The organism is Microvirga arabica, from assembly GCF_016811235.1.
In the GTDB taxonomy this organism is placed as follows: Bacteria; Pseudomonadota; Alphaproteobacteria; order Rhizobiales; family Beijerinckiaceae; genus Microvirga; species Microvirga arabica.
The window spans coordinates 1-10514 of the sequence record NZ_JAFBID010000127.1 but is presented as its reverse complement, the minus strand read 5'-3'; the positions used below and the strand labels follow the sequence as shown (position 1 = coordinate 10514).

13 protein-coding genes are annotated in these 10514 nt (G+C 65.4%); 3 read left to right on the top strand and 10 right to left on the bottom strand.

What is annotated here, in order from left to right; genetic code table 11:
• Nucleotides 1-255: 255 nt before the first annotated feature.
• Both typA and JQC81_RS30880 read left to right on the top strand, forming a co-directional pair.
• Nucleotides 256-2082 (top strand): translational GTPase TypA, encoded by a 1827-nt coding sequence (gene typA, locus JQC81_RS30885; protein WP_203275600.1) that lies wholly within the window; start codon nucleotides 256-258, stop codon nucleotides 2080-2082.
• A 76-nt stretch (nucleotides 2083-2158) separates the two neighbouring features.
• Nucleotides 2159-2782: a glutathione S-transferase family protein gene (locus tag JQC81_RS30880; protein ID WP_203275599.1), complete on the top strand. Its 624-nt coding sequence runs from the start codon at nucleotides 2159-2161 to the stop codon at nucleotides 2780-2782.
• Between the two features lie 47 nt (nucleotides 2783-2829).
• On the opposite strand, the gene JQC81_RS30875 is transcribed toward JQC81_RS30880, so the two are convergent.
• The 10 genes from JQC81_RS30875 to ubiE form a co-directional block, all read right to left on the bottom strand.
• A complete protein-coding gene (locus tag JQC81_RS30875; RefSeq protein ID WP_203275598.1) occupies nucleotides 2830-2994 on the bottom strand; it encodes a hypothetical protein in 165 nt (54 codons plus the stop codon).
• Nucleotides 2995-3013: 19 nt separating this feature from the next.
• Nucleotides 3014-3334 (bottom strand): hypothetical protein, encoded by a 321-nt coding sequence (locus tag JQC81_RS30870; RefSeq protein WP_203275597.1) that lies wholly within the window; start codon nucleotides 3332-3334, stop codon nucleotides 3014-3016.
• 15 nt (nucleotides 3335-3349) lie between these two features.
• Entirely contained in the window at nucleotides 3350-3583 is a 234-nt protein-coding gene (locus JQC81_RS30865) for a hypothetical protein (RefSeq protein ID WP_210347329.1), read from the bottom strand.
• Nucleotides 3584-3595: 12 nt separating this feature from the next.
• Nucleotides 3596-3952: a hypothetical protein gene (locus JQC81_RS30860; RefSeq protein WP_203275596.1), complete on the bottom strand. Its 357-nt coding sequence runs from the start codon at nucleotides 3950-3952 to the stop codon at nucleotides 3596-3598.
• Nucleotides 3953-4098: 146 nt separating this feature from the next.
• Nucleotides 4099-5079 (bottom strand): cysteine synthase A, encoded by a 981-nt coding sequence (cysK, locus tag JQC81_RS30855; protein WP_203275595.1) that lies wholly within the window; start codon nucleotides 5077-5079, stop codon nucleotides 4099-4101.
• A 73-nt stretch (nucleotides 5080-5152) separates the two neighbouring features.
• The gene (locus tag JQC81_RS30850; protein ID WP_203275594.1) at nucleotides 5153-5602 is read right to left on the bottom strand and encodes an RrF2 family transcriptional regulator; all 450 of its coding nucleotides are present in this window, start codon (nucleotides 5600-5602) and stop codon (nucleotides 5153-5155) included.
• A gap of 12 nt (nucleotides 5603-5614) precedes the next feature.
• Nucleotides 5615-6070: a dUTP diphosphatase gene (dut, locus tag JQC81_RS30845; RefSeq protein ID WP_203275593.1), complete on the bottom strand. Its 456-nt coding sequence runs from the start codon at nucleotides 6068-6070 to the stop codon at nucleotides 5615-5617.
• Entirely contained in the window at nucleotides 6067-7281 is a 1215-nt protein-coding gene (coaBC, locus tag JQC81_RS30840) for a bifunctional phosphopantothenoylcysteine decarboxylase/phosphopantothenate--cysteine ligase CoaBC (RefSeq protein WP_203275592.1), read from the bottom strand. Before coaBC ends, dut begins: the two co-directional genes overlap by 4 nt.
• Nucleotides 7278-8852 carry a 2-polyprenylphenol 6-hydroxylase gene (gene ubiB / locus JQC81_RS30835; RefSeq protein ID WP_203275591.1) on the bottom strand — a complete coding sequence of 525 codons (1575 nt, stop codon included), beginning with the start codon at nucleotides 8850-8852 and terminating at the stop codon, nucleotides 7278-7280. The genes coaBC and ubiB overlap by 4 nt, the downstream gene beginning before the upstream one ends.
• 4 nt (nucleotides 8853-8856) lie before the next feature.
• Nucleotides 8857-9606, bottom strand: a complete 750-nt coding sequence (ubiE, locus tag JQC81_RS30830) for a bifunctional demethylmenaquinone methyltransferase/2-methoxy-6-polyprenyl-1,4-benzoquinol methylase UbiE (RefSeq protein ID WP_203275590.1) — start codon at nucleotides 9604-9606, stop codon at nucleotides 8857-8859.
• 98 nt (nucleotides 9607-9704) lie between these two features.
• On the opposite strand from ubiE, the gene mutM reads away from it, so the two are divergent.
• Nucleotides 9705-10514: bifunctional DNA-formamidopyrimidine glycosylase/DNA-(apurinic or apyrimidinic site) lyase (mutM, locus tag JQC81_RS30825; protein ID WP_203275589.1), on the top strand; the 810-nt coding region annotated here is incomplete at its 3' end.

The following is a 10514-nucleotide window of genomic DNA, read 5'->3' as shown; positions in this document are numbered from 1 at the left end:
CTCTTCCATTCTCACCACCACACATCGAGCCGGGCTGCCCAACGCGCCACCCTCGATCTCACCCACAGGCTCGCAGCCCACAGGCTGCGGGCCACACGGTGCTGGCTGTTCTTTGCGCGTGTAAGACAAGCTGCCCTATTGCGGCCGCTCTCTTATCATTATATTGCAGCGCATCAGAATTTCCGCCCGGTTCGAGCCAGGAGCGCGGCTAAGCTTGCCGCGAACCGGGCCATTTTGCTTTGAAAGACTAGCCTCATGAAGCTGCGCAACATCGCCATCATCGCCCACGTCGACCATGGCAAGACCACCCTCGTCGACAAGCTCCTCCAGCAATCAGGCAGCTTCCGCGAGAACCAGCGCGTGGAAGAGCGCGCCATGGACTCGAACGACCTCGAGAAGGAGCGCGGCATCACCATCCTGGCCAAGGCGACCTCGGTCGTCTGGAAGGACACCCGGATCAACATCGTCGACACCCCCGGCCACGCCGATTTCGGCGGCGAGGTGGAGCGCATCCTGAGCATGGTGGACGGCGCCATCGTTCTCGTGGACGCAGCCGAAGGGCCGATGCCGCAGACCAAGTTCGTGGTGTCCAAGGCCCTCAAGATCGGCCTCAAGCCGATCGTCGCCATCAACAAGATCGACCGCCCCGATGCCCGCCACACAGAGGTCATCAACGAGGTGTTCGACCTGTTCGCGGCGCTCGACGCCACCGACGAGCAGCTCGACTTCCCGATCCTCTACGGGTCCGGCCGCAACGGCTGGATGGCCAAATCCCCGGAAGGCCCGAGCGACGAGGGCCTGGCGCCCCTGTTCGACCTCGTGCTTGAGCACGTGCCCCCGGCCAAGACCGAGGAAGGCCCGTTCCGCATGCTCGGCACCCTGCTTGAGGCCAACCCGTTCCTGGGCCGTATCGTCACCGGCCGCATCGCCTCGGGCACCGTGAAGCCGAACCAGACGATCAAGGTGATCGACCGCAACGGCAACTTGGTCGAGAACGGCCGCGTGTCCAAGATCCTGGCCTTCCGCGGGCTGGAGCGCCAGCCCATCGAGGTCGGCGAGGCGGGCGACATCGTGTCCATCGCGGGGCTGGTGAAGGGCTCGGTGGCCGACACCTTCTGCGCGCCCGAGAACGACATTCCGATCCAGGCCCAGCCGATCGATCCGCCGACCGTGACCATGTCGTTCATCGTCAACGACAGCCCGCTCGCCGGCACCGAGGGTGACAAGGTCACGAGCCGCATGATCCGCGACCGCCTGTTCAAGGAAGCGGAAGGCAACGTGACCCTCAAGATCGAGGAAGCGGCAGACAAGGACTCGTTCTACGTCTCGGGCCGTGGCGAATTGCAGCTCGCGATCCTGATCGAGACCATGCGCCGCGAGGGCTTCGAGCTCGCCGTGTCGCGTCCCCGCGTCGTCTTCGAGAAGGACGAGAGCGGCCAGCTTCTCGAGCCCATCGAGGAAGTGGTCATCGACGTGGACGAGGAGCATTCCGGTGTGGTCGTGCAGAAGATGTCCGAGCGCCGCGCCGACATGGTCGAGATGAAGCCGTCCGGCGGCAACCGCCAGCGCCTCGTGTTCTACGCTCCGACCCGCGGCCTCATCGGCTACCAGAGCGAGCTTCTGACCGACACCCGCGGCACGGCGATCATGAACCGCCTGTTCCATGCCTACGAGCCCTACAAGGGCGAGATCGCGGGACGGCGCAACGGCGTGCTGATCTCCAACGACGCAGGCGAGGCCGTGGCCTATGCCCTGTGGAATCTGGAAGACCGCGGCCCGATGATGATCGAGCCCGGCTGGAAGGTCTATCAGGGCATGATCATCGGCGAGCACAACCGCGAGAACGACCTCGAGGTGAACGTGCTCAAGGGCAAGAAGCTCACCAACATCCGCACGACCTCCAAGGACGAGGCGGTGCGCCTGACGCCGCCGATCCGCATGACCCTCGAGCGTTCGCTCGCCTGGATCGAGGACGACGAGCTCGTCGAAGTGACGCCGAAGTCGATCCGCATCCGCAAGGCGATCCTCGACCCGAACGACCGCAAGCGCGCCGAGAAGCAGAAGGAAGCGCTCAGCGCTTAAAGGCATCGCCTGAAGCAACAGATCAAAGGCCGCTCTCCGGAGCGGCCTTTTTCATGAACGGAGATCGGGAGGGAGCATGCTGAAAGTTCACGGATACGCAGGGTCCATCAATATGCGGAAGGTGCTCTGGACCTGCATGGAGCTTGGGCTCCCGTTCGAGCGCATCGACTGGGGCGGCGGCACGCGACCCGTCACGGACCCGGAGTTCCAAAAACTCAATCCCGTCGGCATGATCCCGGTGCTGGAGGATGCGGGCCAGCTCTTCTGGGAGTCGAACAGCATCGTCCGCTATCTGGCGGGGCGGGAAGGCCGTGACGACCTGCTGCCTGCCGATCCCGCCAAGCGGGCGCAGGTCGAGAAGTGGATGGACTGGCAGGTCTCCGACTTCAACAACACCTGGCGCTACGTCTTCCAGGCGACGGTGCGCAGGAACCCGAACTTTCAGGATGAAAAGCAGATCGCCGCGTCATGGAGCGCGTTCTGCTCCGCCGCTCAGGTGATCGACCGGGAACTCGCCCGCACCGGCGCCTACATCACCGGTCCAGCTTTCACCTGCGCCGACATCGTCATCGGCCTGTCGGTCCATCGCTGGAAGAGCATTCCGCTCGAACACCCTCATCTGCGGGAGATCGGGCGCTACTACGACCGTCTCTGCGAGCGTGAAGGCTTTCGAGTCTATGGAAGGGACGGAGGATTGTAGAGGGAAGCACGAGTGGCTTCCCTCGATGTTTGCTGACAGGTCTGAGCTCAGCCTTCAGCCTTGTCGCCTTGCCCCTTCTTGGCACCTTCGCCCATCGGGTTCGTCGAATCCTCGCCCGAGGCCTCGGGGTTCTCGCGGCCCTGCGGGGTCAGGCGCGGCGCGCTGATATCCTCTTCGGTCGCCTTATTGGACTTGTCGTTCGGTTGAGCCATGGTCTTGCCTCGCATGAATTCAGGAAGGGCCGCCGGAGCCGTCGGTCGGTCCGGAGCCGGAATCGGATCCCGCATCGCCCTCATTGCCGAGGGAGCGCGAGCCGCTCGGATCGGTGAGCCCGGTCGCGCGTCCGCCGGCATCGGTTCCGCCGGACGTGCTGCCCTTCGGACCGCCCGGAATGGTGCCCGAGCCGACCTGGGTCTTGTTGGACGGATCCACTGATCCGCCGAGATCGAAACCGGGGCGGTCTTCCGCGCCGGCTCCCGGATCGCGGGCAGCCTCTTCCGGATCCGGACGCTCGGTCGGGACGCGGGGTCCCGAATTCTGGTTCTGGGTCATGATGCTCTCAAGCCTCTATGAACTGGTGGAGTCGGTCGCGTCCCGATCACCGGCATCGGGCAAGGCGCCCGTGCCGGGCGTCGAATCCGGGTTCGTCAGCGACGGCTTGCTGTGAGGGCCCGCCGCCGGCTGCTTGCCGCCTGGCTGCTTGTCGGACGAGGCTTGCTTATCGCCCTGCGGATCGAGCCGCTTGGACTCCACGTCCTGCTTCGTGTCTTCGGTATGATTGCCGTAGCCTGCATTGCCCATGGCGCTCTCCTGTCAGCCCTTGTCCTTGCCGTTGACGGCGGTCGCCCGCTCAATGGCTTCGGCGGTCGCGTCCTTGTCATCCGGCGACAGGCTGGCGTCGCTCAGGTGCTTGGTGGTCTCCGGCGTCTCGGCAGCCGTGAGTTCGTCATGGCCGTCATGCCCGGCCTTGCTGGTCTGGCCGGTCTGTCCCTGGCGATAAGCATAGGCCTCGCCACCGGGCTGGCTCCAAACGCGCCTCAAGGTGGCGTTGCCTTCGACGCCGCCGTCCCGGTTGGGATCGACAGGGCTGTCGATGCCGCCGCGCTGCTCGTTGCGGATCTGGTCCGCATCTTGGTCCTTCAAAGAATGGGGAGCCTTGCGTTCCGCCATGATGAACTCCTTGAAACATCGTTCAAATCTCGTACGTGCAAGGAGAACCCGGCGGACGGGGCGAAGTTCTGGCTACGCTTGGGAGTGGTGCAAACAAAAAGGGCGGCCTGGAAGCCGCCCTTGGGTCTTGTCGTTTGATGACGAGCTCAGAGCCCTTCGAAGAGCGCACTCGAGATATAGCGCTCGGCGAAGGAGCACGCGACCGTGACGATGCGCTTGCCCTTGAACTCGGGCCGCGAGGCCACTTCGAGGGCTGCCGCCACATTGGCGCCCGTCGAAATGCCGCCGGGAATGCCTTCCAGCTTCGCAAGCTTGCGGGCCATGTCGAAAGCGGTCTGGTTGCCCACGGTGACCACCTCGTCGATCACGGAGCGGTCGAGCACATCCGGCACGAAGCCCGCGCCGATGCCCTGGATCTTGTGCGGGCCCGGCTGGCCCCCGGACAGCACCGGCGAATCCTCCGGCTCCACGGCAATCACCCTTAAGGAAGGCAGGCGCGGCTTGATCACCTGACCGACGCCGGTGATCGTGCCGCCGGTGCCCACCGCCGAGACGAAGGCGTCGAGCTGGCCTCCTGTATCGTTCCAGATCTCCTCGGCGGTTGTCTTGCGGTGGATCTCCGGATTGGCCGGGTTCTTGAACTGTTGCGGGATGACAGATCCCGGAATCTCGCGGAGCAGCTCTTCGGCACGGGCGATGGCGCCCTTCATGCCCTGAGGACCGGGGGTGAGTTCGAGTTCGGCCCCCAGGAAGGCGAGCATCTTGCGCCGCTCAAGCGACATGGTCTCGGGCATCACCAGGATCAGGCGATAGCCGCGCGCCGCTGCCACGAAGGCCAGCGCAATGCCGGTGTTCCCGGAGGTCGGCTCGATCAGGGTCGCGCCGGGTTTGATATGACCGGCAGCCTCCATGGACTCGATCATGTTGACGCCGATGCGGTCCTTCACGCTCGAAATCGGATTGAAAAACTCGAGCTTGAGGAGAATTTCGGCGTCGACGCCATGCTCCTGCGGCAGCCGGTTCAGGCGCACGAGCGGGGTATTGCCGATGGTTTCCGTAATCGAGCCGTAGATGCGGCCGCGTCCGGGCCTGGTGCCGGCGCTGGATGCATTGACAGTGTCAGCCATAGAATCCTCCTTCAGATCGGAGGAACCTTATCTTTTTCCGCAGCAGGTGTCGATATTTGGAATAATTCACATATCAAATCGTGAAATCAACTGCTGAAGCATTCTCAATGGCTGATTCCGCCTGGGCCTTCTGGCACAGGTCCTCGACCGTCACTTGGTCGAGTTCGCTCAAGAAAGCTTCGGTGCCGCGTTGAACCAGGGGGCTAACCACCGCCTCGGCCAAGCGCGATTCGGGGATCGGCGACGAGCCGTCCTCCTCCAGGGCCGCCATGGCGATGCGCACGATGTCACCCGCCGTGATCCGCCGCCGTTCGCGGGCAAGCTCATAGCCGCCCCGCGGGCCACGCACACCCTTGAGGATGCCTTGACGCACGAGAGCCTGCAGGACCGGCTCCAAGTAGCGCGGCGGCAGGTTGTGCCGGGCGGCCAGCGCCTTGGCGGAGACCGGCATAGGCCGGGCATGAAGCGCAATGTCCGTGACGGCTGCGATGGCGAGAAGCGAGCGGCGTGAGAGAAAGTTCATGGCGGATGCCCCCTATCCCAATCCCGTGGAGCCGAAGCCGCCGGCGGCACGAGGCGTCTCATCCACCTGCTCCACTTCCAACGGCTCCACCTGGATGACGGGCGCAACGATGACTTGAGCAATCCGCATGCCGCGCGTGACGGTGAAAGGCTCCGATCCCAGATTGACGAGCAGCACCTGCACCTCGCCGCGATAATCCGCATCGATGGTGCCCGGTGCATTGAGGACCGTGACGCCGTGCTTGAAGGCCAATCCCGAACGCGGGCGCACCTGTGCCTCGAAGCCAGGTTCGAGTTGCAGCACAAGGCCTGTGGGGATCAGCGCACGCTGCATCGGCTGCAGGACAATCGGTGCATCGGCAGGATTGGCGGCAATGAGATCCATGCCCGCCGCACCTGCGGTTTCATAACGAGGGAGCGGCAGACCGTCCGCGTGAGCAAGGCGCTGGATGCGCAGGCGATGGCTCATGGCGTCTTGCCTCCAACCATCGCACCCAGGCGCTCGACAAGCTTTTTTGCAACGTCGGTTTTCGAGAGGGTCGGCCACGTCTCCACATCCGACGCGGAGACCAGATGCACGGTGTTGCTGTCGCCGCCCATCACGCCCGTTTCCGCCGAGACATCGTTGGCGACGATGAGGTCACAGCCCTTCCTGGCGAGCTTCTGCTTGGCGTGCTCGATCACGTTCTCGGTTTCGGCCGCAAAGCCCACCATGAGCGGCGGGCGGTTGCTCGTGCGGCGCGCGATAGTGGCCAAGATGTCGGGGTTCTCGGTGAGCGACAGGTTGGGCAGGGCGCCGTCCTTCTTCTTGATCTTCTGCTCGCCCGCATTCGCCACCCGCCAGTCTGCCACGGCAGCGGCGAAGATGCCGATGTCGGCGGGCAGCGCCTGCTCCACGGCCTCAAGCATGGCGCGGGCGCTTTCCACATGCACGACCGTTGCGCCAGCCGGATCTGGCAGCGCCACGGGACCGGAGATCAGGGTGACGCGCGCACCGGCCTCGGCAGCGGCTTTCGCGATGGCGTGACCCTGCTTGCCGGAGGAGCGGTTGGCGATGTAGCGCACCGGATCGATCGGTTCATGCGTCGGGCCGGAGGTGACGATCACATGCTTGCCGGCGAGTGGGCCCGAGGGTGCCAGCAGGCGCTCGACGGCTGTGGCGATCTCCAAGGGTTCGGCCATGCGCCCGGGGCCAAACTCGGCTTCCGCCATAGCGCCCTCATTGGGGCCGACCACATGAACGCCGTCAGCCTGCAGCGTCTTCAGATTGCGCCCTGTCGCCGGGTGCAGCCACATGCGCACGTTCATGGCCGGCGCAATCAGGATCGGCAAGGTGGTGGCGAGCAGCACCGTGGAGGCGAGATCGTTGGCGTGCCCTCCCGCCATCTTCGCCATGAGATTGGCATTGGCGGGCGCGACCACCACAAGATCCGCGTCGCGGGCGAGCTTGATGTGCCCGATATCCGCCTCGTCCTCGCGGTCGAAGAGATCCGTGTGCGAGCGCTGGCCTGTAAGCGCGGAAGCCGCAAGCGGCGTAATGAATTGCTGTGCGCCGTTGGTCAGGATGCAGCGCACGGAGGCGCCGCGTTCGCGCAGGCGGCGGATGAGGTCGAGGGACTTATAGGCCGCGATGCCGCCGCCGATGACGAGGAGGATGCGTTTGCCTGTAAGCGCCGTCATGCGAAGCCTCTGAACAGCATGATCATCAGCGAGGCCGCGATAATCCACAAGGCCGCCACGCCCCACCGGTTGCCCCGCGCCTCGGCACGGCCGATGGCCGCGACGCTGTCCTGGTTGAGGGACACGCCCCGCGCGGTCACGTCCTCGAGCTGGTTGAGCACCCGCTCGGCGCGCAGGGCGAGATCCGGCAGGTCGCCGATCACGCCGGCCAGCGTCCAAAGGCCCCGGCCGGCCTGCTCGGCGCGGCCGAGAGGGCCGAGATTGCGTTCGATCCAGTCGCGCACCACGGGCTCGGAGGTGGTCCACATGTCGAGCTTCGGGTCGAGATTGCGGGCCACGCCCTCCACCACCACCATGGTCTTCTGCAGCATGACGAGTTCGATGCGCGTTGCCATGTCGAACAGCGCCGTGATCTCGAAGAGAAGCGTCAGCAGCTTCGCCATGGAGATCTCGTCGGCCCGCCGGTCGTGGATCGGCTCGCCGATGGCCCGGATGGCTTGGGCGAAATCCTCCACCGAATGGTGCGGCGGCACGTAGCCCGCCTCGAAATGCACCTGCGCCACGCGCAGGTAATCGCGACGGATGAAGCCCAGCAGGATCTCTGCGAGGAACCGCCGCTCCTTCATGCCGAGCCGGCCCATGATGCCGAAATCAACGGCCACGAGCCGCCCTTCCGCATCGATGAACAGATTGCCGGGATGCATGTCGGCGTGGAAGTAGCCGTCGCGGATGGCATGGCGCAGGAACGACTGGATCACCGTGCGGCCGAGCGCCACCCGGTCGAAGCCCGCCGCCTCGATAGCCGCGAGATCGTTGAGGCGGATGCCCTCGATCCAGGTGGTGGTGAGCACGTCGCGGGCCGTGAGGTCCCATTCCGGCTTCGGCACCCGGAAATCGGGATCGTCCTTGGTGTTCTCCGCAAGCTCCGAGACGGCCGCTGCTTCCAGGCGCAGATCCATTTCGACGGCCACAGAGCGAGCCAGCGCCTCCACGATCTCCAGCGGCTTGAGGCGCTTGGCATCGGGCACCATGCGCTCGAACAGGCGGGCAGCGGCGCGCATGGCCTGCAGGTCGCGGGCGAAGCCCTCGCGCACGCCGGGCCGCACCACCTTCACGGCCACCGTTTCCTCGCCCTCCGCGGTGCGGATGCGGGCCTTGTGAACCTGCGCGATGGACGCGGCGGCAATCGGCTCGCTGAACTCCAGGAAAAGCACGTCAATCGGACGCCCGAGCGCGATCTCGACCATGCGCACGGCTTCCGCTCGCGGGAAGGGCGGCATGCGGTCCTGCAGGCGCTCCAGATCACGGGCAGCCGCAACGCCGACGATGTCGGGGCGGGTCGCCAGGAACTGGCCGAACTTCACGTAAGAAGGCCCGAGCCGCGTCAGCGCCTTGGACAGACGGGCCGCGCCGTCGCCCGCCTGGGGACGCTCGACCAGCCGGGCCATTTTCAAGCCGAAGCGGGCGGCCGGCGGCAGCGCGCTCGGATCGACAAGCGCCAATGCGCCTTCGCGCGCCAGGACGAAGCCGGCGCGCAGGTTACGGGCGAGGTGAAAGAGGCTGCCGATCACGCGCTTAAATCTTCCAGCCCGAGTGGATGGCCACGACACCTGCCGTGAGCGTGCGATGGGTGACGCGCTTGAAGCCCGCCTCCTCGATCATCCGCGCGAAGGCCGCCGGCGGCGGGAAGCGGCGGATCGACTCGACGAGATACTGGTAGGATTCCGCATCCCCCGTTACCATCTGCCCCAGCCGCGGAATGACGTTGAAGGAATAGGCGTCGTAGATCCTGTCGAGCACGGGCACGTCGACCTTGGAGAATTCCAGGCACAGGAAGCGCCCGCCGGGTTTCAGCACCCGGTGCGCCTCGCGCAAGGCCGCATCGATGCGCGGCACGTTCCGGATGCCGAACGCGATGGTGTAGGCATCATAGGTCTTAGGCTCGAGCGGCAGCTCTTCCGCATTGGCCTCGACGAAATCGATGCGGCCCTCATAGCGGTGGCCGGCCCGCTCGGCGCCGACTTTGAGCATCTCGCCGTTGATGTCGAGCACGGTCACGCGGGTCTGCGGCCCACCCTGGTCGAGAATACGGAAGGCCACGTCCCCGGTGCCGCCGGCCACATCCAGATGGCGGAACGGCCGGTCGCGGGGCGGGCGCAGGGTGGAGATCAGCGCGTCCTTCCAGAGGCGGTGGAGACCTGCGGACATGAGGTCGTTCATGAGGTCGTAGCGGCCGGCCACCGAGCGGAAGACCTCGTTGACCTTGCCCTGCTTCTCACCCAGGGGCACGGACTGGAACCCGAAATGGGTGTTCTCGTCGGTCATGGTCTTACATCCAACCTTATATACCTGTTGTCGCGATCCATAGCGGAAGCGGGGCCAGATGGCTATGTAAGAGCCCTCAAGAAGCCGAGAGATGGTTGATGCCCGAACTGCCCGAAGTTGAAACCGTGCGCCGGGGCCTGGAACCCGCCATGGTGGGAGCCCGCTTCACCAGGGTGATCCAGCGGCGGCCCGACCTGCGCTTTCCCTTTCCCGAGCGGTTTGTCGAACGCCTGGAGGGGCAGGAGGTCACAGCGCTCGGCCGGCGGGCCAAGTATCTGCTGGCCGATCTCTCCTCCGGGGAGGTGCTGGTCATGCATCTGGGCATGTCCGGCCGGTTCTTGGTGATGCAAGACGGGGCGACCCGGATGCCCGGCGAGTTCCATCACGAGCATGGAGGCCTCGGCGCCCACGACCATGTAGTGTTCGGGCTCTCCAACGGCGCAACCATCACTTATAATGACGCTCGCCGCTTCGGCTTCATGGATCTGGTGCCACGATCCGGGATCGAGACCTCGAAGCATTTTGCCGGCATGGGCATCGAGCCCCTCGGCAACGAGCTTTCAGGCGAGACCATCGCCCGGCTGTTCGCGGGCAAGCGCACGCCCTTGAAGGCAGCCCTTCTCGACCAGCGCCTGATCGCAGGCCTCGGCAACATCTATGTGTGCGAGGCCCTGTTCCGCACCGGCCTGCACCCGGAGGCCCCGGCCGGATCGCTCGTAACCAAGAAAGGCGAACCGACCGACAAGGCGCATCAGCTTGCCGACGTCATCCGCGACGTGCTCGCCGAGGCGGTGGAGGCCGGCGGCTCGACCCTGCGCGACCATGCGCAGGTCGACGGGTCCCTGGGCTACTTCCAGCACTCCTTCCGGGTCTATGACCGGGAGAACGAGCCCTGCATCACACCCGAC